The sequence below is a fragment of the Mycobacterium sp. NGS62 genome (assembly GCF_059812285.1).
On the sequence record NZ_JCALCK010000004.1, the window covers coordinates 72071 to 96247 of the forward strand.

The following is a 24177-nucleotide window of genomic DNA, read 5'->3' on the forward strand; positions in this document are numbered from 1 at the left end:
GGGATGCAATCGTGACTTGGCGCTCAGTACGGGATGATGCCGGCCAGGCAGTGGCCGCCGTGCTGGGAATGCACCTGGCAGTAGTAGTGCCCGTACAACGGGGAAGCGGCGGCAGCCGAGGCGAACACCGCCGACATCACCGCAATCGCCAACGCCGACATCAGCGGCCTGCTCTGCACCATCGCCATCATCAATCCGACGACCGTGCACACCACGACGTAGATCAGCACGACGAACACGGCGGGTGCTTTGTCGGGCAGGGAGTACCACCAGGAGAACAGGGCCACGCCGATCACCGCTGCCGGGATCCACACCGCGATGATCACCAGGACCAGCTGCCACCACTTCAGGTAGTAGTAGCGGGCTGGCACCGTCACGGAATGCGCGGCGGGCGGAATCGGCTCCGACGCGAACTCGGCGGCCGGTGCGGCGGGTGCGCCGCTCGACTGCACCGGAATGGCCTCGATCGAGGGCGCATCCTCGGCGCCCAGTTCGGTCCTCGGCCCGGCCGGCACCGCAGACCCGGGCGGAACGGGGGGCGGCAGCTGCGTCGTGGGCTCCGCCGGTGATGGATCCGGTGCTGCCGGCTTGGGCTTTCGTCGCCACCGTCGGCGGGGCCGACCCGACGTCGGCGGTTCGGCGGCCCGGGGCTGTGCGCCGGTGTCGAAGGTCGGCACGTACGGTTCGGTCTGCGGCAGCGATTCGCGGCCGTCGCGGTCCTGCTCAGGCAGAAGCCATCACCACCTCAATTGCGACGAGCGCACCAAACCAGCCGGGCGCCAGCGCCAGTGCGCACACGCCCACTGCGGTGGCCCAGCGTCGTCTGAAGAGCAGGATCATCGGCAGTCCGATCACGGTGGGCACCCCGAGCACCAACCCGATGACAACATCGGGCCGAACCGGTGTCCGAACCACAACCGTCGCCGCGACACCGGCCACCAATCCGAGCGCGGTGCCGACCAGCATCGCGCTGGTCAGCAGCCATGGACGGGGCAGTGGGATCACGCTTTCCCACGTTACTGCGGTGGCTACCGGCTACTGCGGTACCGGTCCGGCGCGTCCCGTCGGTATTGGGCATGCGTCAGTGGCCTCGGTCACCACCGCACTGCGCTCCGGCGGGCGCTCACCGCGGGCGTAGTCGGCGCCGGTGATCACCGGCGCGGCCGCCAGTTCGGTGTTCTCGGCGTCGGTGAAGGCACGCCCGCGAGACAAGAATCGCATCCCCTCCGGAGCTTCCAGGCTGAACCCGCCGCCGCGGCCGCGCACCACGTCGATGAGGAGTTGGGTGTGCTTCCAGGCCTGAAACTGCGGGCCGGAGATCCACACCGGCACTCCGTCTGACACATCAAGCAGACCCAACAACACGTCGCGGTCGCCGACGATGAAGTCCCCATCGGGATAGCACATCGGCGACGACCCGTCGCAGCAGCCGCCGGACTGGTGGAACATCACCGCGCCGTGCCGCTCGATCAGCTGCTCCAGCAGGTTGGCGGCGGCGGCGGTGATCACCACGCGGTCGGTCATCAGAAGAAGCCGAGCGCCTTGTCCGAGTAGGACACCATCAGGTTCTTGGTTTGCTGGTAGTGCTCGAGGGCCATCTTGTGACACTCGCGGCCGAACCCGGATTGCTTGTAACCGCCGAACGCCGCGTGCGGTGGATACACGTGATAGCAGTTGACCCACACTCGGCCGGCCTTGATGTCGCGGCCGGCGCGGTAGGCGGTGTTGCCGTCGCGGCTCCATACGCCCGCGCCCAGGCCGTAGAGGGTGTCGTTGGCAATCCCCATCGCGTCGTCGTAGTCGGTGAACGACGTGACCGCCACGACCGGGCCGAAAATCTCTTCCTGGAAGATCCGCATCTTGTTGTGGCCGGAGAAGATCGTCGGCTGCATGTAGTAGCCACCCGACAAGTCGCCGCCCAGCTCGGCACGCTCACCGCCGGTGACGACTTTGGCGCCTTCGTCCTTGCCGATTTCGATGTAGGACAAGATCTTTTCCAACTGGTCGTTGGAAGCCTGTGAGCCCAGCATGGTCTCGGTGTCCAGCGGGTCGCCCTGCCGCACCGCCTTGGTGCGGATCGCCGCGAGCTCCAGGAACTCGTCGTAGATGTCGGCCTGGACCAGGCTGCGCGACGGGCAGGTGCACACCTCACCCTGGTTGAGGGCGAACATGGTGAAACCCTCCAGCGACTTGTCCTGGAAGTCGTCGTTGGCCGCCATCACGTCGGAGAAAAAGACGTTGGGGCTCTTGCCGCCGAGCTCCAGGGTGACCGGGATCAGGTTCTGGCTGGCGTATTGCATGATCAGTCGCCCGGTGGTGGTTTCCCCGGTGAATGCGATCTTGGCGATCCGATCGCTCGACGCCAACGGCTTGCCCGCCTCAGCGCCGAATCCGTTGACCACGTTGACCACACCCGGTGGCAGCAGATCACCGATCAGGCTCATCAAGTAGAGGATGGAGGCCGGGGTCTGCTCGGCCGGCTTGAGCACCACGGTGTTGCCGGCGGCCAGCGCCGGCGCCAGTTTCCAGGCGCCCATCAGGATCGGGAAGTTCCACGGAATGATCTGCCCGACCACGCCCAATGGCTCGTGGAAGTGGTAGGCGACGGTGTCGTCGTCGATCTGCGAGAGCGAACCCTCCTGCGCCCGAATCGCGGCGGCGAAGTACCGGAAATGGTCGGCGGCCAACGGGATATCGGCGGACAGCGCCTCCCGGATGGGTTTGCCGTTGTCCCAGGCTTCGGCCAGCGCCAGGTTGTCCCGATTGGCGTCAATGCGGTCGGCGATCTTGGCAAGGATCGCCGCGCGCTGCGCTGGCGGGGTCTTACCCCACGCCGGCGCGGCACTGTGCGCGGCGTCGAGCGCCTTGTCGATGTCGGTTTCGTCGGAGCGGGGCACCTCGCAGAAGGACTGACCGGTCACCGGCGTCGGGTTCTCGAAATACCGGCCCTGGGCCGGCGCCACCCACTCGCCCCCGATGAAGTTGTCATACCGGGATTCAAAGCTCATCAGCGCGTCTGCAGAGCCCGGACGTGCGAAGACGGTCATCGGATCAACTCCTCGTTTCAGGTGTTACACAGCTCACAGTACCGCTGCGGTCACAATGACTTCCATGCCTGATGACGAGTTGGACGACCCGTATCTGTGGCTGGAGGACATCGCTGGTGACGACGCGCTGGACTGGGTGCGCGCGCGCAACGAACCTACCGTCGACGAGTTCTCCGGTGAGCAGTTCGAGCAGATGCGCGCCGAGGCTCTGGAGGTGCTCGACACTGATGCCCGTATCCCGTATGTGCGGCGCCGCGGCGAATACCTGTACAACTTCTGGCGCGACGCCGCCAACCCTCGAGGTCTGTGGCGGCGCACCACCTTGGAGAGCTACCGCACCGACACCCCGGATTGGGATGTGCTGATCGATGTCGACGAACTGGCCGGCGCCGATGACGAAAACTGGGTGTGGGCCGGTGCGCAGGTCATCGAACCCGACCACACCCGCGCCCTGGTCAGCCTGTCCCGTGGCGGCTCCGACGCCGCGATCGTTCGTGAATTCGACATGGCCACACGCAAATTCGTTGCCGGCGGGTTCGAGTTGCCGGAAGCCAAGTCGCAGGTCAGCTGGCTTGAGCCGGATACCCTACTGGTGGGCACCGACTTCGGCGCTGACTCGCTGACCGAATCCGGCTACCCGCGGGTCGTCAAGCGATGGCACCGCGGCACGCCACTGACGGCCGCTGAAACCGTCTTTGAGGGGTCGCGCGCAGACGTCAACGTGTCAGCGGGAGCCGACCGCACACCGGGTTTCGAGCGCACCTTCGTGAACCGCGCCGTCGACTTCTTCAACGACGAGGTCTACGAACTGCGCGGCTCCCCCGATGGTTCGGAGTTGATCCGCATCGACGCGCCGACCGACGCGACGGTGTCAGTGCACCGGCAGTGGCTGTTGATCGAGTTGCGCACCGACTGGTTCATTGGCGGCTCGTCGTACGTTGCGGGTTCGCTGCTGGCCGCCGACTATGACGAATTTCTCGCCGGCACAGCGGAGTTACGGGTGGTGTTCGAACCCGACGAGCACACCAGCCTGCACCACTACGCGTGGACGCGTGATCGGCTGGTGATCGTCACGCTGGCCGACGTGGCCAGCCGCGTCGAGATCGTCACCCCCGGCAGCTGGGAGCGTCGTCCGGTGACCGACGTGCCGGCCAATACCAACACTGTGATCGTGGCGGCCGATGACACCGGTGACGAGATCTTCCTGGATTCCAGCGGATTCGACACCCCGTCGCGATTGCTGCAGGGATCCGCCGATGGGCCGCTGCACGAGGTCAAGGCCGCCCCAGCGTTCTTTGACGCCGAGAACCTCAGTGTCACCCAACATTTCGTGTCATCGCGGGACGGCACGTCGATCCCCTACTTCGTCGTGCGGCCCGCCGAGGCGAAGGGCCCCACCCTGCTGGGTGGCTACGGCGGATTCGAAGTGGCCCGCACTCCCGGATACGACGGCGTGCTGGGCCGGCTGTGGCTGGCCCGCGGCGGCACGTATGTGCTGGCCAACATTCGCGGCGGCGGCGAGTACGGTCCGGGCTGGCACACCCAGGCGATGCGCGCAGGCCGGCACAAGGTAGCCGAGGACTTCGCGGCGGTGGCAGCCGATCTGGTGGTGCGCGGCATCACCACGGTGCCGCAACTGGGCGCGCAGGGCGGCAGCAACGGCGGGTTGCTGATGGGCATCATGTTGACCCAATACCCGCAGTTGTTCGGCGCGCTGGTGTGCCAGGTGCCGCTACTGGACATGCGGCGCTACCACCTACTTTTGGCCGGGGCGTCCTGGGTGGCCGAATACGGCGATCCCGACGACCCCGTGGACTGGGAGTTCATCTCGAAGTACTCGCCATATCACCATATTTCGCCTGACCGCCAGTACCCGCCAGTGTTGATCACCACGTCGACCCGCGACGACCGGGTGCATCCGGGGCATGCCCGCAAGATGACCGCAGCGCTGGAAGCGGCCGGGCACCGGGTCTGGTACTACGAGAACATCGAGGGCGGCCACGCCGGCGCGGCCGACAACAAACAGATCGCGTTCAAGTCCGCGCTCAGCTTCGCATTCCTGTGGCGGATGCTGGGCGGCGACTGATCAGCTTTCAAATTGTTTCCGCCCGATGCGGCCCAGCGAAGAACACAAGCGCAACCACCAGACCGGTCTTCTGGCTACCGAACCTGTGCGAAGCACTGCTCAATTTGAGGAGTTAAGGATATCTCTTTTGGTGCCGCGGGTGTGCGCGGTACTCCATGGATTGTTTGCGCCGCAATGGCCAGCGCTTGCCTGCGCGATATGCGGCGAAATATAGAACGGTGAACACCCCGGCGGTGATGACCGAAGTGATTACGAACTGTATGCGCTGACGGCGGGCAACGTGGTAACCCCAACTGGCGTCCATATAGCCGAACAAAATCGCTATAGTGACACCGGCGGCCGCCATCAGCGGCGCCAACCAGGGCTTGTCGTCGCTTCTAACGACCACATTGAACGTACACAAGATCATGACAAAAACCATGAGCCACCAAGACTTTTTGGCGGTGGCCATACCGCTGTACGAGTCAGGCGCTGGGTCGTAGTCCGACTCGCCGCGTCGTGGAAGTGAGGATTTCCCCGAGGAGGAGTCGGGCAGGCTGTCACTGACGTTGAATGCGTATATTTTGCCACGGATTTTTATGTGGGAGGTACTGAAGTACGCATTTATTAGCATCAACGTAAAAGGCAGTAGTGCTAACCAGATTCCCGATTTCCAGTCGGGGGGGTATGCGATAAAAAATGCTGATACAGTTGCGATTACGAATCCCGCCCAAAAAAACCGTCGTCCGAGCTGACGGTTGTCGAATGGCACCAGTACCGGAAGCAAGGCCCCGAGCAGGGTTACGATAATGAAGAAGGTTTTCATATGCTACCCCGCAAACCACTTAAAAACTTTGTCACCGGCCGCTTCGCCGCCGAATGCCCCGAGCGTTCCCAAGAATAGCGCGCCCGCGAATGCTCCAGGCGGACCGAAGAGCGCACCACCGCCGATAGCTCCAGCTTCGCCGAGCGCCCACGCTCCTGCCATGCCGGCGCCCGCTTTTGCCAAGACCTCGCCCGCGGGTTCGCCGTGCTGCCACTCGTATAAACCTGTCCCGAGTTCAACCAAACTGCCGACCATGCCGACGCGACCGCCGAACTTTTTGAGTGCTTCCACGTCTTCAGCGGAAAAGGCGGCTCCCGGTGCCCAATGCTTGCCGGTCGGCAGCGCCTCGGCGAAGCCTTTGATTCCCTCCTTTCCGCCATCGAATGCTTTGCTACCAGCCCCTGCTGCCTCGATGTATTCCTCCGGAATCTTTCCGTGGGCAAGGTCTTCGACAAACTGGGCGGCGCCCTCCCGCGACATGCCGCCCTCAGCTAGCTGCTCGGGCAAACGTGCGAGCACTTGGTTGCGGTCGCTGGCCTCCATTTGATCGATCATCTGGGTAGCCTGATCGGGCGTCTTCGGTTGGGCGCTCCAGGACAGGCCGCCCTTTTCCAGCTTTTGCTGCAAGTCGAGCCGAGTTTGGGCGCGCGTGCGGGCATCACCGCCGAGCACCGGGTCTCTAGCGACCGGGCCAGTCGAGTGCACCATGTTGTAGTCGTCGAGGCGTTCGCCGGCCAACCGGCGGGCCTGAGCGCGGTCGTGTACATCGATGGCGTTTCGGCCGGGCTCATTGATGGCCTTATCGTTGATGACGTCGTAGTCGTGTAATCGTTGCGCCGCAGCGGCTTCCTCTTCGGTGTAACCACCCGGCTGCCCCACCACGGCGACCGAATCACTTTTGCCCGCGGCTTTGGCTTGATCGATCATGCGTCTGTCCGCCGCCCGCTGACCAGACTGCTCATAGCGACGGGCCGCGTCAGCGGGTGCGTCACCGGGGACCCCATCCACATCGTCGAGCGCGTCTGGCACATAGCCTTTCGCCATCATGGTGGCCTCCGCCGCATGCAGTTGCCCGGCATATGCACCGCGAATCGCTTCTATGTTCTTCACCGCGGACTGGACTGCTCCGGCAGCCGCCAAGCGTAATGGGCCGGCATTCTGATCAGCCGCCTCCGCAGCACCGATCTGGTCATCCAGTTCGTGTAATTGCCCATTCAATGCGGCGATGTCGGCATCACTGTCGCGCTGCGCTTGTGCCAGTGTCGCAGCGACTTGCTCCAGTTTGACCGCGATCTGCGACAGTTGCTCCCGGTGCCCATTGAGTGCAGCAGTCGCCCGCGTAACCTCGGCCGACTCATTGATCGGGTGTTCGGACCCGTTACGTTGGTATCCTTCTCGGAATTTCTGCTTCGCCGTGTTGAAGTCGTCATCAGCTTCTTTGACGTGATTGCCAGATCTGTGGAACGCGTCCGCCAGGTTGTTGATTGCGCCCGCGTCGCCGGCCTGCAATTCGTCATCGAGTTGCCACGGATCGCCACCGGCAAGCGCGCACAACTCGCCCACATCGAGGTGGACAAGTCCCGCCGGGCGCAACGGTTAGCCCTATTTCAAACGGTCGCCAGCCGCGCGGAGGTGGTCGGCAGCCGATTCGTCAGTATCGACGAACGTCCGCGCCGCCAGGCTGGATTTCTCCGACAAGTCCATCAACACCGCGTGATGGCTCTCCAGTCGCTCGCGATGGCTTCGATGAGCCTCGCTGAGCTTGGCATGAAAGGCATCCGCCTCAGCAAAGCTGCCAAAAATTCCCGACGCTAGCGGTGCGCTCGACAACTGTTCATGGGCTTTACGCGCCGAGCCCGCAGCGTAATCGCAAGAGTCACCGCCCGCTGTCAGGCGCGCGGCATTGATCTCTATTTCGCCGTCGGCCATTACACCAGAATAATGGATGCGGCGGGCTGGTTCAGACGGCAATTGCCCAGCGTGCGGCTCGAAACTTATCCCCGCGGCCGCGGCGTGGATGCAGTTGCCGTCGTAGCGACGAGATCAGCTGTGCCAGCAAAGTGTGGCGATCAACAGCACGACGTTGTGCCCCGGACATCCGACGGTGCCAGCGCTGAACGGAGCCGTCGACGTCTATCAGCACCGCCTTTCGGGCACTCTTGCGTTCATGTCTGCGGAGCTGCCCGGGATCCTGCAATCGTTGGCCCCCGTTCTGGACCGTCACGGCTATGCAGCGGTAGTGGCTCTGGTCGGCGTGGAGGGCTTCGGCATTCCGGCGCCTGGCCAAACGGTCTTGATCGCTGCGGGAATCTACGCCGGAACCGGCCGGTTGAACCTGGCCGTCGTGCTGGCATTGGGTTTGCTGGCTGCCGTTCTCGGCGACAACATCGGCTATGCCGTCGGCCATTACGGCGGCCGACCATTGGTGTTGCGCTTCGGTCGTTACATATTCCTGACCGAGGACCGGCTTGCTGCGGCCGAGCGCTTCTTCGCCAAACACGGCAACGTCGTCGTACCGGTCGCCCGGTTCATCGACGGACTGCGGCAGGCCAACGGAGTGGTGGCCGGTCTGGCGCACATGCGCTGGTGGCGCTTTCTCGCCTACAACGTGTTGGGAGCCACCGCGTGGGTGGGCCTCTGGGTTCTGGTCGGTTTTCTGGCCGGCGACCACATCGCCGCGATTTACACCGAATTCCAGCGCTACGAAAAGTATTTTTTGGCCGCGTTGGCCGCTGTCGTGATCGCCGTGCTCATCCGGTGGCTGGTCAGACGCCGTCGTCACTCGCAGCGCTAGTTGTCGTGCGTTCCGGGCAGCCGCAACACCAAACGCGCACCGCCGAGCGAGCTGGTCTCCAATGCTGCGCTGCCGCCGTGCAATTCGGCTTGCTGGGCAACCAGCGCCAGCCCTAGCCCCGAGCCTGACCGCGATGCCGTCGAACCGCGGGAGAACCGTTCGAAGACCGCGGCACGTTCTTCCTCGGGCACACCACTGCCGTTGTCGTCGATCGCGAGTTCCACGCCATAGGCGGAACTGGTTGCGCTGAGTACGATTTCGGTAGCGCCACCGTGCTTGACCGCGTTGGCGATCGCGTTGTCGACCACCAGCCGCAGCCCGACCGGCAGCCCCACCATCAGCACGGTCGGCGAGGGCACCAGCGATACGTTCAGGTCGGGATAGACCCGAACCGCGTCATGCACGGCGCGATCCAGCAGTTCGGTGATGTCGAACGGGACGAAATCGTCGACAGTGGTCAGTTCACTTTGGGCCAGCCGTTCGAGCGCCGACAACGTCGCCTCGATCCTGCCCTGGGTACGGATGACGTCGCCAACGACTTCCTTGCGCTGCTCGATGGGCAGCTCGAGGGTCGACAGCACCTCCAAGTTGGTGCGCATGGCGGTCAACGGTGTGCGCAGTTCGTGGGAGGCCACCGCGGCGAAGTCACGCGCAGATTCCAAGGCCGCTTTGGTGCGTTGCTGCTCGTTGCCGATGCGGGCCAGCATTCCTTCGACCGCCTCGGCGATTTCGACCGCCTCTTGCACGCCGCGGACCTGGACGTCGTCGGGGTTGGACTGCGCGTTGATGGCTCGCGCCTGCTGAGCCAGCAGCCGGAATGGATTGACCATGATCAGCGAGATGACCCAGCCGACCAGAACCGTGCCGACGATGACGCCGCCGCAGATCAGCAAAACCCGCAGATGCAGTTCGTTGATTCGGTTCTGGGCCTCGGCCAATGGGGCGCCGAGCGCAATCGAGGCATGGCCGGCGGTGAAGGTGCGGACTCGGTATTCGACGCCGTTGATGGTGGTATCGGCGTAACCGTTGTCCAGCTTTGGCAACACGATGTCGCTGGGCACCGATATGGTCGCGGGCCCGATCCGCGCAGTGCGCACGAGGTCGCCACTCGGTATGGGCTGATCGCCGTTGGGGTTGCTCAGCAGGGTGCTGATATCACCCAGGCTGCTTACCGAGTCCAGTCGCCGGTCCAGCTGGTTGTGTTGATCGTTGGTCACGCCGATCCACACCCAGGCCCCGAGGGTCAGAACCAGGATGACCACCGAGAGCGCGGCGATGAAGACGATGGTGCGTAGCGACAACATTCGCATCAGCAGCCGTTGCAGCCGATGCCAGCGAGTGTCCGGCTCCACGGAGGACATCTTGCCTGACGTCGGCGTTACCGTCGCTCCCAGGCCGTATCGGACATGCCAGGCGGCTGTAGGCGTCGTTGCCGGCCTTGCCGCGCGTTTTGTTTCCCTGCGCCGACGATCTCTTTGACGGTTGCCACGATCTGGCTGGGCTCATCTCGGAATGCTCCTAGCGCGGCACGCGCGAGCCGCGGCGGGGCGAACAACTGCGACGGACGAACGTCGTGGTTCATCACTTGGAACAGCGTTCGAGTGGCGTCAGGATCGGCCGCGATATCCCGCAGCACACGTTTAATCAATGGAGAAACCGCCCCTGGCGCGCCGACATTGCGTGCATACCAATACATTTCGTAGGCATCGTCGTCGCGCCATCGCCACCATCGCTGCGCCGCAGCGTCGAGACTGCTGTTGCCCAGCCCGTCGATGATGGCCGTGGCGAGCTTGTCGGCCTGGCGCAACGCGTCGGCGATGCCTTGCCCCGGCGCCGGATCCTTGAAGTGCCCGGCGTCGCCGACGAGCACCCAACCGGGGCCGGCGGCCTGCCGGAAATAGCCGTACCAGTTGCTGACCACCCGGATCGGGCCGATGCGACGGCCGTCGGCGAGGAGGTCGGCGAGCTCTGGCCACGTCCGGATGGCAGCGGAGAAGTTGGCGTCGCGGTCGCGGTGAAATTCGGCCTGGTCGGTCATATCGATCCCGATCGCGGCCATGTACAGATCCGCGTCGGTCGGGCCGGCCAGGAAACCCACGGCCCGCTGGCGACCGAGCCGCGCGCGCCCGTCTCGGTTACTGACGCCTTCGAAATACGCCCAGGCGTACAACTTTCCGGGCGGCGTGACGTGGTACTCGCGGGCATCCACGCAGGACGCAATCGTCGAGTGCCGGCCATCGGCTCCTACCACCAACTGCGCATGAACCGGCCCGGCGGACGTCTCCACACCGATTACCCGACCGTCGTCGGTGATCAGTTGGGTGACCCGGCAACCGGTGCGCACCTCTGCGCCGGCCGCAGCGGCGGCTTCCACCAGCAGCGCATCCAGCGTCACGCGCCGAACGCATAACGCGGGGTAGGGAGCCACCTGCCGATCGACCGTCGCGTCGATCCGAACGTCATCGTTGATCAGCGTGAGTCGATCGAGCGGTACCGCCCCGGCTGCCAGAATCCCGTCGAGCAGGCCATGCCGGTCCAGCATCTGCACCCCGCACGGCTGAATCATGTGCGTCGACGGAGTCTCGGACGGAAACCGGGCCCGGTCGAGCACGCACACGCTCAAGCCCTGCCGCGCCAGCATCGTCGCCAGCGGGGAGCCCGCACACCGGGCGCCGACCACCGCCACGTCGAACTGGTTCATGCGCCGCTGCGATCGCTCAGAGCCGCCATGGCAGTCACCCTAACGCAAAGTTAAAGAATTGATGAGAATTTTAAGGGAGAATTAAGAGCTTCCTCGCTACCGACCGTCGGTGGAAGTCGATGCCGCGGCAAGGCCCCTTGGCGGGTGGGTGTGGCCAAGATGTGTTACACCTGAAATGGGTGTAAGCTTGGGCCATGAAGGTGGTCCAGATCCGCAATGTGCCTGACGAGGTCCACCGCACGCTGCGTACTCGGGCGGTCGCAGCCGGAATGTCGTTGTCGGACTATCTGCTTGACGAACTCGTGCGGGTGGCCGACCGCCCGCTCGTCGCCGACGTCCTGGTCCGCTCGAGCCGGCGCAGCGGCGGCACGAGCGCCGACGTGATCGTCGACGCGGTGCGCAGCGGCCGCGATCGGTGATCGTTGTAGACACATCGGCGCTCATCGACGCTGTGCTGGCCCGCCCGTCTAAGCCCGGGTTGTTGGCACGACTGTCCGATGACGGCGACCTACATGCCCCGCACCTCGTCGATGTCGAGATCTTGCATGCGCTGCGACGTCTGGCGCGGACGAAGGCCGTCGCGGAGGCACGATTGGAGGATGCCCGCACCGACATCGGCGACATCGCCTTGACCAGGTATCCGCTGGGTCCACTTGCCGACCGGGTGTGGGACCTGCGTCACCGCTTGACGACATACGACGCAGTCTTCGTCGCGTTGGCGGAGGCGCTGGAGGCGCCGCTCATAACCTGTGATCGCCGCCTGAGCCGAGCCGGCGGGCACCATGCAGATGTGGAGGTGTTCTGACTATGCCAACACCCGAATTCGAAACGCTGCTGTACGCGACGGCCGGTCCGGTCGCCACCATCACCCTGAACCGGCCCGAGCAGCTCAATACCATCGTGCCGCCGATGCCCGACGAGATCGAGGCCGCCGTCGGGCTGGCCGAACGCGACCCGGAGATCAAAGTGATCGTGTTGCGCGGTGCCGGGCGGGCGTTCTCCGGCGGCTACGACTTCGGCGGCGGCTTCCAGCACTGGGGCGAAACCATGATGACCGACGGCCAGTGGGATCCAGGTAAGGATTTCGCCATGGTCAGCGCCCGCGAAACCGGACCGACCCAGAAGTTCATGGCGATCTGGCGGGCCTCCAAACCGGTGATCGCGCAGGTGCACGGCTGGTGTGTCGGCGGAGCCAGTGATTACGCGCTGTGCGCCGACCTCGTCATCGCCAGCGAGGACGCCGTGATCGGCACCCCGTACAGCCGGATGTGGGGCGCCTACCTGACCGGCATGTGGCTCTATCGGCTCAGTTTGGCCAAGGTCAAGTGGCATTCGCTGACCGGCCGGCCGCTGACCGGCGTGCAGGCCGCCGAGGTCGAGCTGATCAACGAGGCGGTGCCGTTCGAGCGACTGGAGGCTCGCGTCGCCGAAATCGCAGCCGAGCTGGCGCGAATCCCGTTGTCGCAGTTAAGAGCTCAGAAGCTCATTGTCAACCAGGCCTACGAGAACATGGGTCTGGCGTCGACGCAGACCCTCGGCGGCATCCTCGACGGCCTGATGCGCAACACTCCCGACGCGCTGGAGTTCATTCAGACCGCCGCCACCGACGGGGTGCGGGCCGCCATCGAACGCCGCGACGGGCCGTTCGGCGACTACAGCCAGGCCCCGCCGGAGCTACGACCCGACCCGTCGCACGTCATCACGCCGTGAACGTGCTTGCGATCGCCACTACCCGTAGGTGAAGGAAAACACCTGTAGCCCTGCGCTGGGCCGGACTTCGAGGTGTCCGCGGGCCACCTCGCTGCCCGCCACGATCTGATGCGAGGTCGGCGGTCCGCTGATCGGCACGGTGGTCGTCGTGGCATCGCGAATCACCGAGACGGAACCGGTCCCCCCGACCACCAGATAAACGTTCTTGGCGTGGTAGTTGAGTTCGACGGCCGAAGCGCCGTCCCCCGCCGTCGCGCCCTGGTAGTCCAATGCCCATGAACCCCGCAGGGCGAAAGAATCGTTCGGCAGCAACGGCGGGTAGGCGAATGTCGCCGAACCCTCGTCGTAGATGCCAGCACCGGCGTAGTTGACCTGCTTGCCCACTCCGAGATACGTCTCGGGAGTGAGGCCGCGCCGCGGAGTGGTGTCGGGCGCGTCGACCGGTGCCGCCAATGTGACACCAGGCTGGGCATCACCGAGCAGTTGGCGAATCAGTTTTTCGGTGGCGTCGTAATTGCCCTCACCGAATTTGATGTGCCGCACGGTGCCGCCGGCGTCGATCAAATACTCGGCGGGCCAGTAACGGTTGCGATAGTTCGTCCACGTGGAGTAGCCGTTGTCCAACGCAATCGGATAGGTGATCCCCAGATCGGCGGCGCCTTTTTTGACGTTGCCTGCAACCTTTTCGAACGCGTACTCGGGGGTGTGCACGCCGATCACGTCGAAACCCTTGTCCCGGTAGGCCTGATACCAGCCCTCGACGTGCGGAATGGCGCGTTGACAGTTGATGCAGGAATACGCCCAGAAGTCGACGAGCACTACCCTGCCCCGCAATGAGCGCAGATCGATCGGCTTGCCGCCGGCCGTATTCAACCACCCGGCAATATTTTTGATTTCAGGAGCAGGCCCGCAGTTTTGCAGCGCCGGCGCGCCGTTTGCGCAATTGCTCAGTTGCCTGTTCTGGTCGGTGACGATGCCGCCGAGGTTGATCCTATCCCGGATCTGTTCATCGCCGCCCAACTGGCTTTGCAGTGAGCCGGTGTAATCGGGGATGGCCCGCTGCAGCATTGCGGGCAGGTTGAGCACCAGCGCTACCGCCAACAGGATGGTCACGATGCCTGCCACAACGCGGATTTCGCGCTGTCGGCGCCGAAATGCGCTGACCCGCTCCGCCACTCGCTGACCGGCCAGCGCGAAGAACAACAATGGCGCCGCGGCGCCCACCGCGAACGTAACGGTGAGGACGACGGTGTCCAGGCCGACCGTCGCGGTGGCACCGGCAACCACGATGGCGGCGAGAACAGGACCAGCACACGGGACGTAGAGCACCCCCAGCGCCAGACCGAGGCCGAATCCGCTTGCGCCGGTGGCAATGTGAATCTGCGGTACGCGGGAGAACAGCCGCTCCAACAGCTGCTCGACGCGAGGAAAAATCAGGCCCAGCCCGATCACCACCAACGCCACCAGCGCGACCCAGCGAATCGCATCCTGCGGCAAGTGCAGCAGCGACAGCAATGCCGAGCCGGCCAAGGTGACCACGGTGAAGCTGCACACCAGGCCGGCGATCACCCAGTACGGTCGCAGGGTCAAGCGCTTCGGCTTGACCGCAACGGCAACCCCACCGCCCGGGCCCGCCGGCTCAGCGTCGGCAGTGCGCTGGGCACCGGAGAAGAAGATCACCGGTAGGACCGGAAGTATGCACGGCGATATGCCGGTCACGAACCCTCCGACCAGCCCGATCAACGCAAGCGTCACCATGTCCGGTATTCGCAGCCAAGCCCGTGTTGGATCGCCTTCACAGCCCACCAATTTCGCTGCGCGACCAACCCGTTAACGGCGACAAGGCAGCTCGCCGACGCGAGCTGCCTTGTCTGGCAACGGTGTTACTTCATCACTGACCGGGCGGCATCAGCACCGTGTCGATCATGTATACCGTCGCGTTGGCGGTGTGCACCCCTCCGCACACCAGTCCCGCGTCGTTGACCTTGAGGTCGTTTCCTTGGCCGCTGACCGTGGCCTCGGCGCCCTGCAGGGTCTTGTGAGCGCCGTCAACCTTCGCCGGGCTGAGCTGACCCTGGACCACGTGATAGGTCAGGATGCTCGTCAACTTGTCGGAGTTGGTCTTGAGCTCGTCGATGGTCGCGGCGGGCAGCTTGTCGAATGCCGCGTTGGTCGGCGCGAACACCGTGTACTGGCCGTTGTTGAGCGTGTCGACCAGATTCACCTTGGGATTCAGCTGGCCCGAGAGCGCCGATGTCAGCGTGCTCAACATCGGGTTGTTCGACGCGGCCGTCGCGACCGGGTCCTGCGCCATCCCCGCCACCGAAGCCGGACCGGTCGGGTGCAGAGCCGCGTAATCGGCGCAACCAGACCCGATCAGATCGGCTGCGGGATCTGCCATCGCGCTCGGGGTGCTCACCGCCGAGCTGGTGACTGGACTCATGCTGGTCTGCTTCTCAGACTCGGATTTGTTGTTGGCACACGCGGAGAACCCCACAGCAGCGATCGCCGCCAACGTGATCGCGAGTGGCTTGGACACAACGTCCTTCATTCCGTTTCGGCTCCTTCGTCAAGGCGGCAACGCCGCCGCTTACGGGTCAGACAGTTCTGATTCGGAGTGACGGCCGTCACGGATGGGCGGAGCGGCCCATCCGTTTGGATGTCCTCTCCGAATAGCTGATGTGCAGCAGTCATCTCCGCGCTCGGTGGCGGTGATCGGCAGCGGTGTGGCCGGTCTGACCGCCGCCTACGCCTTGTCCCGACGCGACCGGGTGACGCTGTATGAGGCGGACACCCGACTGGGCGGCCACGCGCACACCCATGACGTCGACCGCGGCGACGGCACCATCGTGAAGGTCGACTCGGCGTTTCTGGTGCACAACGACCGCACCTACCCGACGCTGCGCCGATTGTTCGTCGACCTCGGAGTGGCGACCCAAGAGTCGGAGATGTCGATGTCGGTGCGCGCCGACGCCACCGGACTGGAATACGCCGGCGCCCTCGGTATCCGGGGGCTGTTCGCCTGCCGGCAGTCCGCCCGACCGCGTTATCTGTTCATGCTCGGCGAGATCGTTCGGTTTCATCGCGCCGCGACCCGGCTACTGGATGGCGGCGACGACGACGATCTGGAAACGCTGGATGCCTTTCTGCGTCGCCACCGCTTCTCCGCGTTCTTCGTCGAGCACTTCATCACACCGCTGGTGGGCGCGGTGTGGTCGTGCGGCGCCGACGACGCGCTGCGCTACCCGGCCCGCTACCTGTTCGTGTTCCTCGGCCACCACGGCATGCTGTCGGTGTTCGGCTCACCAACGTGGCGCACGGTGACCGGCGGGTCGCAACGCTATGTGCAGGCGATCGCGTCGCGGATGCACGACGTCTGCACCGCTACGCCGGTGCATTCGCTGCGCCGGCTGCCCAGCGGGGTGCTCGTGCAGGCCGGTGTCGAACCACCGCGGCCTTTCGACGCTGCAGTCATCGCGGTACATCCCGACCAGGCGTTGCTGCTGCTCGACAACCCATCGGCATACGAGCGGGCCGTCCTCGCGTCGATTCCGTATTCGACCAACCGCGCCCAACTGCACACCGACGAGTCGGTGCTGCCCCGGCACCGGCGTGCCCGCGCCTCATGGAATTACCTGATCACGGCCGGCAGCGACCGAGTTGTGGTCACGTACGACGTCAGCAGGTTAATGCGCATCCGGGCCGATCGGCGTTTCCTGGTCACACTCGGCGGCCACGGCCGGATCGATCCGCGATCGGTGATCGCCGAAATGACCTACAGCCATCCGCTGTATACAGCGGAATCTGTTGCTGCGCAACGGCTGTTGCCAACCCTCGACGACGACCGGGTGGTGTTCGCCGGCGCCTACCACGGGTGGGGGTTCCACGAGGACGGCGCGGCGTCGGGGCTGCGGGCGGCCCAGCGACTGGGCGCCGATTGGCCGGTACGAACTGAGCAGGTGATGGCGTGCTGACCCCGGCGATCTATCGCACGACAATTACCCACCGCCGACAGGCGCCGGTGTATCACTCATTCGAATACCGCAGCTACAGCTGGTATATCGATATCGACGAGCTGCCGGCACTGCCCTGGTGGCTGCGGCCCTTCGCCCGGTTCCACGCCCAAGACCACTTCACCGGTGCTTCCGGCGACTCGCTGCGCGAAAGGGTCGACACCTTCCTCGCCGCGCACGACGTGTCGTTAGCGGACGGAAAAGTGACCGCGCTGCTACAGGCACGAGTGCTCGGTTACGTGTTCAACCCGATCAGCGTCTTCTGGTGCCATGACCGCGACGGGGCACTGCGGCATGTGATCGCCGAAGTGCACAACACCTACGGGAAGCGCCACGCGTACCTGCTGCCGCCGGCGAACACCCCGGTGCTCGTCACCAAGAAGTTTTATGTCTCGCCGTTCAATCCGGTGACAGGTCATTACCAGGTGTTGGCGCCGCCCCCCGACCGACGGGTCGACGTTGTGGTGACGCTGCATGGCGATGGGCAACCGGCATTCGTCGCGACGTTGCGCGGGACCCGTCAACCGGCAACGGTGCGGCACGTCGCGCGGATGCAGTTGCTTTCGCCGCTGGCGCCGCTGATGGTCGCGTTGCGCATCCGTATCCAAGGGGTCAGGTTGTGGCTGCGAAAAGTCCCGGTGGTACCGCGGTGAGTGTCATCGGCCAACACACCTTCGGCGCAATAGATTCCGAACGCTGGCCCGCGGTGACCACCGTCCCGTCGGGCCCTGTTGCCGCCGCGTCGGCTTCGATTGCCGACCGGCTGCTGCGCCGCGCGGCGAGACGATTGCCGCTGCGCCTCGTCTACCCCGACGGTGTGGTGATCGGGGCCGGCGGCCCGACGTCGCCAACATTGGTGATCAACCAGCCGGATGCCCTGGCTCGCCGGGTCGGGCGACACGGCCTGATCGGATTCGGCGAGTCGTACATGGCCGGCGAATGGGAGACCGACAACCTGACCGACGTGCTGACGGCCTTCGCTGCGTCGGTGGACGAACTGGTGCCGGCCAGACTGCACTGGCTGCGGCCGATTGCCGTTGCTGCTCAACCTCGTTCGCCACATAGCGCCCGCGAGCAAGCGCGGCGCAACATCGCTGCACACTACGATCTGTCGAACAACCTGTTCAGCGAATTCCTCGACGAAACCATGACCTACTCGTGCGCCCTGTTCGACCGCCTGCCAGCATCATGGCCTGATCTTGCGCATGCCCAGCGGCAGAAGATCGATCGGTTGCTCGACGCTGCCGGGGTGCGAGCCGACACCCGGGTGCTCGAGATCGGTACCGGTTGGGGCGAGCTGTGCATCCGCGCGGCCGAACGGGGAGCGCAGGTTCGCTCGGTGACCTTATCGGTGCAGCAGCAGCGGCTGGCGCAAGAACGAGTCGCCGTGGCCGGCATGTCCGACCGGGTCCGGATCGACCGCTGCGACTACCGCGACGTCGACGGACGCTACGACGCGGTGGTGTCGGTGGAGATGATCGAAGCGATCGGCTATCACGCCTGGCCGGATTACTTCCGCACGCTGCAACAGCTGTTGACGCCGGGCGGACGCGCGGCTATACAGGCGATTACCATGCCGCACGACCGGATGTTGGCTACCCGCAGGACACACACCTGGATCCAGAAGTACATCTTTCCGGGCGGGCTGATTCCCTCTGCCGAGGCGATACGGCGAATCGCCGCTCGTCACACCGACTTACGCACCGTCGATAACCTCGCACTGCGGCCGCATTATGCCGAGACGTTGCGGCTATGGCGGGAGCGCTTCATGCAGCGACGAGTTACCCTGTCACACATCGGCTTCGACGCCGTCTTTGCCCGGATGTGGGAGTTCTATCTGGCATACGCGGAGGCCGGGTTCCGGTCGGGATACCTCAACGTCTACCAGTGGACATTCGCGCGGTGAACCTCACGTCCTTCGCCGTCGTCTGCGGCGTCTCGATCGCGGTGATCGCGGTGATCCAGGCGATCGCCTTCGTCATCGGGCGGCGTATCGGCCGCTACAACGTCGTCGACGTCGCCTGGGGGATCGGCTTCATCGCGGTCGCGGTCGTCGCCGCGGTTCTTGGCAGCGGCGACGCCCCGCGCCGGTGGCTGCTGCTGGCGCTGGTCGCGATGTGGGGGTCGCGGCTGAGCTGGCATATCCACCGCAAGACGGCCGGCAAGGGTGAGGACCCTCGCTACGCCGACATGTTGCGCGGCGCCACGTTGGGTCAGGTGGTACGTAAGGTATTCGTACTGCAGGGATTTGCCATCTGGTTCGTTGCATTGCCCGTACAACTGTCGGCCGTCAGCGGACCCACCCCCCGCCCGTTGCTGGCGGTCACCGTGGTCGGCGTGCTGCTGTGGACGGTTGGCGTCACTTTCGAAGCCGTCGGAGACCGCCAACTGCAGGTGTTCAAAGCTGACCCCGCGCATCGCGGAAAGGTGATGGACCGTGGCTTGTGGGCCTGGACGCGGCACCCCAACTATTTCGGCGACGCCTGCCTGTGGTGGGGATTGTGGCTGGTCACCATCACCGGCTGGTGGGCGTTGGTGACCGTGCTCTCCCCGCTGCTCATGACATATTTCCTGGTGCACGTGAGCGGCGCCCGACTGGCGGAGAAGTACATGGCAGGACGCCCGGGTTTCGACGAATACCAGCGACGGACATCGTTTTTCATCCCGCGCCCGCCGGGATAGGCCGAAGATGCCGACCGCCGTGGTGGAGAGGATAGGCTACCGGTCGATGACCGGACCGCCGCGGCTGAGCAGCGACCTCGACGCATTGCTGCGCCGGGTGGCCCGTCGGGACCCCGACGCATTCGCCGCCTTCTACGATCGCACCCGGACGCGGGTGTACGGGTTGGTGATCCGGGTGCTGCGCGATTCGGGCTACAGCGAAGAGACCACCCAAGAGGTCTACCTCGAGGCTTGGCGGACCGCGGGCAGTTACGACTCCGCTAAAGGCTCAGCGCTGTCGTGGCTATTGACGATGGCGCATCGGCGTGCCGTTGACCGGGTGCGCTCCGAGCAGGCCGCCGGCCAGCGTGAGTCGCGTTACGGCGCGGCGACCGTTGACACGCCGGACGACGTCGTCGCCGATTCGGCAATCGCCAGCGACGAGCGGCGTCGGGTGAGCGAATGTCTCGACGGCCTGACCGACGCGCAGCGTCAGTGCATCCAGATGGCCTATTACGACGGGCTGACCTACCTCGAGGTGTCGCGACGGCTGTCGGCCAACCTGTCGACGATCAAGTCTCGAATGCGCGACGCGCTGCGCGGCCTGCGCGACTGCCTGGGTGTGCCATGACCGAGCCGACCTTTGAGCTGCTCGAGCTGGCCACACCGTATGCGTTGCACGCCATCTCCGACGATGAACGCATCGACATCGACCGACGGCTCGCCGCCGCACCGGCAGCGGTCGCGCAGGCCTTCCGCGACGAGGTGCGCGCAGTCCGCGAGACGATGGCCGTGGTGTCGGCCGCCACCGCCACGGAACCGCCGACCCAGTTACGTGCCGCGGTGCTTTCCGCGATCAAACCGCGCTATGCCCGGTGGCGTACAGCCGCTTTGGCCGCGGCAGCGGCAATCGTGGTGGGCCTCGGGGCGTTCGGAGTCGGGGTGGCGCTGCGACCGTCTGCGTCCCCGACGGTCGCCGAGCAGATCATGGCGGCGCCGGACGTACAGACAGTGTCGCGCCCGCTCGCCGAGCATGGGACAGCAACCGTCGTGTTCTCCCGCGACCGCAACGCCGGTGTGCTGGTGATGAACAACGTGCCGCCACCCTCGCCGGGCACCGTGTATCAGATGTGGCTGCTCGGCGATAAGGGCCCGGTCTCGGCGGGAACGATGAACGCCGCGACCGTGGCGCCGTCAACCACTGCGGTGTTGACTGACCTCGGGAACTCCAGTGCGCTGGCCTTCACCGTCGAACCCGGAACCGGATCGCCTCAGCCGACCGGAACGATCTTTGCCCAGTTGCCGTTGCGCTAGGAAGGCGTCAGTGTTGGATATGCGGTGGAAACAGCTGACGCGTGCGGCGGTGACAACAGCGGCGCTGTCGACGCTGGTCGGCTGTACGACTTTGGTTTCGGGTTCGGCGGTAAAGGCGCCTGGTGCAGAAAGCGCCAAAGCTGGTCCGTGTGAAGATGTTTCGGCGCCAATGACGTCAATCGAATCTCATGCTCTGGGCGAGCCGCAGTTACGGATACCGCAACCGCGGGGATGGGAACGCACGACGCTGTTCGACTCACAGATCGTCCGGTACGCCATCGTGAACCGGGACCTGATCGCCAACAAATTCGCCCCCAACGCCGTGGTCACGCTGGAAACCGCCGACGGGTCCGCGGACCCTCAGGAGGTACTTGACGGCGAGCGGAGGGGCTTGACCGCCGGACTGGGCGCTACCGACCTGGTCACGACCCCGACCACACGGTGCGGGTATCGCGCCGAAAGCGTGACCTACACCGCGCCGCCGATGGGCGAGATACCGGCTCGTCGCTCCACCATGCTGGCCGTAGTGGGCGTCTTCGGTGGCAAAACCTACGCCACCACCCTCACCGTCGGCTCCGCTGATCCGGACAACCCGGCGTTCGCGCGCGATGCAGACACGATTTTGACCGGCTTCCAGATGTTGCCGCCGAGCGCAGGCTAGCGTTCGGGCCGGTTGCGCACGCTGCCCAGCATCGCCACGACGACGCCGCACACCGCCAGCACGGCGCCGGCGGCCAACGTCAGGTTCAGCCAGTGGTGCAGGCTCGCTTCGGCGTGGCCGACCATGGCATCGGCGACGCGGCGTATATCGCCGGCGGTGTGGTTGAGCGCATTGCCGATCCGGCCGCGGGCGACCTCAACGCCCGCCCAACCGCCGGCGCCGACCAGCAACGCCGAGACACCGAGGCCGGCCAGCGCCCTACCACGGCTGCGGGCGGCGACCAACGTCAAGACCGCGCAGACACCGGCGAGCAGCGCCGCGCCCAGGCTCACCCACGGCCCCCACAACGCCAGTGGTCGTAACATGCCCGGCTGCAACGTCTTTGACGGCGATACCGTCACCGGAACGGTCAGCGTCGACGGCGCCCGGGCGTGGTAGTCGGACAGCGTCTGCTGCAAGGCGCTGTCTTCGAGCATCGGCGCCAGATCGATGACCCACGGATCGGACGCGGTCGCGGGGCGCGTGAACAGCCACCCGTGCACAACTCGGTTGGCCTGCGCGAAGTCTGCAGGGAAGGATGGGCCCGCGGTGTAGGCGCTGGCGACACCGTGCAGCCGCGACGCGTCGACGCTGTAGCCGTGCTCCCTGATCAGCCTCGTCGCAGTGGCGCTCAATTGCGATGCCACCGCGGCCTGCAACGCCTGCTCACCCGCCGCCTCTCGGGCCAGCCCCGCATACCCGTCGGCGTCGACGATGTTGTGCTGTGCCCACGCCGTCGGCACCGCCACCGCCAGCGCCAGCATGGTCAGCAGCCACAGCAGCGCCGTGGCTGCGAACCGCACGCTTACTTCTACTTCGCGGTGCGGCGCGGCCTTGCCAGCGCCATCTTGGTCATCATCCGGTTCATCCGGGTCAGCGCCTTCAGCGAATTGTGGTAGTAGTTGCCGCCCGCGCCGACGTTGGTGCGCGGTGCGACCACCGTTTCGACCCGGCAGTACTTGCGCAGTCCCTCGGCGCCGCCGAACCGCGCCCCGATGCCCGACGCCTTCCAGCCGCCCATTGGGGCGGTGGTGCACATCAGGTTGCTGATCACGTCGTTGATATTGACAGCGCCGCAATCGAGTTGCAGCGCAACATCTTTGGCACGTGCCGCATCTTTGGAGAAGACCGATGCGCTCAATCCGTATTCGCTGTCGTTGGCCAGCCGGATCGCTTCGTCGACGGTGCCGACCTTCATGATCGGCAAGGTCGGACCAAAGGTTTCCTCGGTCATGCAGGCCATCGAGTGGTCGACATCGACCAGCACCGTGGGCGGATAGAAGCTGCCTGGACCGTCGGGCCGTTGCCCGCCGGTCAGCGCACGCGCCCCCGCGGCCACCGCCTCAGCGACGTGGCGCTCGGTGACCGCCCGCTGCCCCTCGTCGATCAGGGCGCCGTAGGTAAACCCATCGCCGGCACCCACCTGCAGCGCCTTGACGTCGCGGACTACCGCGTCGACGAACTGGTCGTAGACGGCGTCGAGCACATAGACCCGCTCGACCGAGACACAGGTCTGGCCTGCGTTGAACATCGCGCCCCACACCGCGGCGTGGGCGGCCAGGTCGACATCGGCGTCCTCCAACACGATCATCGGGTCCTTGCCGCCCAACTCCAGGCTGACCGGCGTCAACCGGCGCGCCGCGCGCTCCATCACCTTGCGGCCGGTGTTACTCGAACCGGTGAACTGCAGGTAATCCACACTGTCGATGACGGCCTCGGACACCTCCCGGGCGCCCTGTGCCAGCGCAAACACGTCGGGCGCACCGGACTCCCGCCAGCCACGGCGCAGCACCTCGGCGGTCAGCGGGGTGCGTTCGGACGGCTTGAGCAGCACCGCGCATCCCGCCGCCAGCGCGCCGATACCGTCCATCAGCGCGTTGGCCACCGGGTAGTTCCACGGCGCGATGATCCCGACCACCGGACGCGGCCGGTAGTGCAGCGTGATTTTCTTGATCGCCAGGAACGGCAGCGCGGCCGGCCGGCTTTCGGGCGCGAGCGCCTTTTCCATCGTCTTGATCACGTACGACAGAATCATGATCAACAGCGGCACCTCTTGTGCCGCGTCGACGGCCGACTTGCCGGTTTCCTTGATCAACAGCTCTTCGATCTCGTCGCGGTGCTCGCCCAGCCACACCGCATAGCGGGCCAGCGCCTTGGCGCGCCCCTTGGCGCCGCGCTGCTCCCACTCGCGTTGGGCCACGCGCAGCTCCGCGGCAATCGCGGGCACGTCGGCGGGATCGGTCCAGTGCACTTCACCGGCCACGGCGCCGGTAGCGGGATTGCGGACGCTGCCGGTACCAGTGAACTCGGGGGTGGGTGCTGGCGATGTGGTGGCGGTCATACCGG

Annotated in this window: 25 protein-coding genes; 12 read left to right on the top strand and 13 right to left on the bottom strand. The window is 65.4% G+C overall.

Going from position 1 to position 24177, the window contains the following annotated elements:
* Positions 1-23: 23 nt before the first annotated feature.
* The 4 genes from AC5Y49_RS12410 to exaC are packed head-to-tail and all read right to left on the bottom strand — an operon-like array spanning position 24 to position 3047.
* Positions 24-677, bottom strand: a complete 654-nt coding sequence (locus AC5Y49_RS12410; protein ID WP_499887380.1) for a hypothetical protein — start codon at positions 675-677, stop codon at positions 24-26.
* A gap of 46 nt (positions 678-723) precedes the next feature.
* The gene (locus tag AC5Y49_RS12415; RefSeq protein WP_499887382.1) at positions 724-1005 is read right to left on the bottom strand and encodes a putative holin; all 282 of its coding nucleotides are present in this window, start codon (positions 1003-1005) and stop codon (positions 724-726) included.
* A gap of 30 nt (positions 1006-1035) precedes the next feature.
* Positions 1036-1524 (bottom strand): DUF779 domain-containing protein, encoded by a 489-nt coding sequence (locus AC5Y49_RS12420; RefSeq protein WP_499887383.1) that lies wholly within the window; start codon positions 1522-1524, stop codon positions 1036-1038.
* A complete protein-coding gene (gene exaC, locus AC5Y49_RS12425; protein ID WP_499887385.1) occupies positions 1524-3047 on the bottom strand; it encodes an acetaldehyde dehydrogenase ExaC in 1524 nt (507 codons plus the stop codon). Before exaC ends, AC5Y49_RS12420 begins: the two co-directional genes overlap by 1 nt.
* Positions 3048-3102: 55 nt before the next feature.
* On the opposite strand from exaC, the gene AC5Y49_RS12430 reads away from it, so the two are divergent.
* Positions 3103-5133: a prolyl oligopeptidase family serine peptidase gene (locus tag AC5Y49_RS12430; protein WP_499887387.1), complete on the top strand. Its 2031-nt coding sequence runs from the start codon at positions 3103-3105 to the stop codon at positions 5131-5133.
* 112 nt (positions 5134-5245) lie between these two features.
* On the opposite strand, the gene AC5Y49_RS12435 is transcribed toward AC5Y49_RS12430, so the two are convergent.
* The 3 genes from AC5Y49_RS12435 to AC5Y49_RS12445 are packed head-to-tail and all read right to left on the bottom strand — an operon-like array spanning position 5246 to position 7867.
* Complete coding sequence (locus AC5Y49_RS12435) at positions 5246-5938, bottom strand: hypothetical protein (RefSeq protein ID WP_499887389.1); 693 nt, start codon at positions 5936-5938, stop codon at positions 5246-5248.
* A 3-nt stretch (positions 5939-5941) separates the two neighbouring features.
* Complete coding sequence (locus tag AC5Y49_RS12440) at positions 5942-7531, bottom strand: putative alpha/beta hydrolase (RefSeq protein WP_499887390.1); 1590 nt, start codon at positions 7529-7531, stop codon at positions 5942-5944.
* Positions 7532-7540: 9 nt separating this feature from the next.
* Entirely contained in the window at positions 7541-7867 is a 327-nt protein-coding gene (locus AC5Y49_RS12445; protein ID WP_499887392.1) for a DUF2563 family protein, read from the bottom strand.
* A gap of 133 nt (positions 7868-8000) precedes the next feature.
* On the opposite strand from AC5Y49_RS12445, the gene AC5Y49_RS12450 reads away from it, so the two are divergent.
* Positions 8001-8732 (top strand): DedA family protein, encoded by a 732-nt coding sequence (locus tag AC5Y49_RS12450; RefSeq protein ID WP_499887394.1) that lies wholly within the window; start codon positions 8001-8003, stop codon positions 8730-8732.
* Here the strand turns inward: AC5Y49_RS12450 and AC5Y49_RS12455 are convergent.
* Together AC5Y49_RS12455 and AC5Y49_RS12460 are read right to left on the bottom strand one after the other, a co-directional pair.
* Positions 8729-10042 (bottom strand): sensor histidine kinase, encoded by a 1314-nt coding sequence (locus AC5Y49_RS12455; RefSeq protein WP_499887975.1) that lies wholly within the window; start codon positions 10040-10042, stop codon positions 8729-8731. The genes AC5Y49_RS12450 and AC5Y49_RS12455 overlap by 4 nt on opposite strands.
* 68 nt (positions 10043-10110) lie before the next feature.
* Positions 10111-11433: an NAD(P)/FAD-dependent oxidoreductase gene (locus AC5Y49_RS12460; protein WP_499887395.1), complete on the bottom strand. Its 1323-nt coding sequence runs from the start codon at positions 11431-11433 to the stop codon at positions 10111-10113.
* A 194-nt stretch (positions 11434-11627) separates the two neighbouring features.
* Between AC5Y49_RS12460 and AC5Y49_RS12465 the strand changes: the two genes are divergently transcribed.
* From AC5Y49_RS12465 to AC5Y49_RS12475, 3 genes are read left to right on the top strand one after another with little or no spacing between them, the layout of a single operon-like run.
* Positions 11628-11852: a FitA-like ribbon-helix-helix domain-containing protein gene (locus tag AC5Y49_RS12465; RefSeq protein WP_499887396.1), complete on the top strand. Its 225-nt coding sequence runs from the start codon at positions 11628-11630 to the stop codon at positions 11850-11852.
* Positions 11849-12238, top strand: a complete 390-nt coding sequence (locus tag AC5Y49_RS12470) for a type II toxin-antitoxin system VapC family toxin (RefSeq protein ID WP_499887398.1) — start codon at positions 11849-11851, stop codon at positions 12236-12238. The genes AC5Y49_RS12465 and AC5Y49_RS12470 overlap by 4 nt, the downstream gene beginning before the upstream one ends.
* Positions 12239-12240: 2 nt before the next feature.
* A complete protein-coding gene (locus AC5Y49_RS12475) occupies positions 12241-13143 on the top strand; it encodes a crotonase/enoyl-CoA hydratase family protein (RefSeq protein WP_499887399.1) in 903 nt (300 codons plus the stop codon).
* An 18-nt stretch (positions 13144-13161) separates the two neighbouring features.
* On the opposite strand, the gene AC5Y49_RS12480 is transcribed toward AC5Y49_RS12475, so the two are convergent.
* Entirely contained in the window at positions 13162-14901 is a 1740-nt protein-coding gene (locus tag AC5Y49_RS12480) for a cytochrome c biogenesis protein DipZ (RefSeq protein ID WP_499887401.1), read from the bottom strand.
* A 133-nt stretch (positions 14902-15034) separates the two neighbouring features.
* A complete protein-coding gene (locus AC5Y49_RS12485) occupies positions 15035-15586 on the bottom strand; it encodes a fasciclin domain-containing protein (RefSeq protein WP_499887977.1) in 552 nt (183 codons plus the stop codon).
* A gap of 238 nt (positions 15587-15824) precedes the next feature.
* Between AC5Y49_RS12485 and AC5Y49_RS12490 the strand changes: the two genes are divergently transcribed.
* From AC5Y49_RS12490 to AC5Y49_RS12520, 7 genes are all read left to right on the top strand, one after another.
* On the top strand, positions 15825-17117 hold the full coding sequence (locus tag AC5Y49_RS12490) for an NAD(P)/FAD-dependent oxidoreductase (protein ID WP_499887403.1): 1293 nt from the start codon (positions 15825-15827) through the stop codon (positions 17115-17117).
* Complete coding sequence (locus tag AC5Y49_RS12495; RefSeq protein WP_499887405.1) at positions 17111-17809, top strand: DUF1365 domain-containing protein; 699 nt, start codon at positions 17111-17113, stop codon at positions 17807-17809. The genes AC5Y49_RS12490 and AC5Y49_RS12495 overlap by 7 nt, the downstream gene beginning before the upstream one ends.
* A complete protein-coding gene (locus AC5Y49_RS12500) occupies positions 17806-19062 on the top strand; it encodes a class I SAM-dependent methyltransferase (protein WP_499887979.1) in 1257 nt (418 codons plus the stop codon). The genes AC5Y49_RS12495 and AC5Y49_RS12500 overlap by 4 nt, the downstream gene beginning before the upstream one ends.
* Positions 19063-19097: 35 nt before the next feature.
* Positions 19098-19838, top strand: a complete 741-nt coding sequence (locus AC5Y49_RS12505; RefSeq protein ID WP_499887981.1) for a DUF1295 domain-containing protein — start codon at positions 19098-19100, stop codon at positions 19836-19838.
* 46 nt (positions 19839-19884) lie between these two features.
* Entirely contained in the window at positions 19885-20448 is a 564-nt protein-coding gene (locus AC5Y49_RS12510) for a sigma-70 family RNA polymerase sigma factor (protein WP_499887408.1), read from the top strand.
* Positions 20445-21131 (top strand): anti-sigma factor, encoded by a 687-nt coding sequence (locus tag AC5Y49_RS12515; RefSeq protein ID WP_499887410.1) that lies wholly within the window; start codon positions 20445-20447, stop codon positions 21129-21131. The genes AC5Y49_RS12510 and AC5Y49_RS12515 overlap by 4 nt, the downstream gene beginning before the upstream one ends.
* Before the next feature lie 169 nt (positions 21132-21300).
* On the top strand, positions 21301-21792 hold the full coding sequence (locus AC5Y49_RS12520) for an LpqN/LpqT family lipoprotein (protein WP_499887412.1): 492 nt from the start codon (positions 21301-21303) through the stop codon (positions 21790-21792).
* Here AC5Y49_RS12520 and AC5Y49_RS12525 read toward each other — a convergent pair.
* Together AC5Y49_RS12525 and AC5Y49_RS12530 are read right to left on the bottom strand one after the other, a co-directional pair.
* Complete coding sequence (locus AC5Y49_RS12525; protein ID WP_499887414.1) at positions 21789-22634, bottom strand: hypothetical protein; 846 nt, start codon at positions 22632-22634, stop codon at positions 21789-21791. The two genes, AC5Y49_RS12520 and AC5Y49_RS12525, sit on opposite strands and share 4 nt — an antisense overlap.
* A gap of 8 nt (positions 22635-22642) precedes the next feature.
* A complete protein-coding gene (locus AC5Y49_RS12530) occupies positions 22643-24172 on the bottom strand; it encodes an aldehyde dehydrogenase family protein (RefSeq protein WP_499887416.1) in 1530 nt (509 codons plus the stop codon).
* Between the last annotated feature and the right edge of the window lie 5 nt (positions 24173-24177).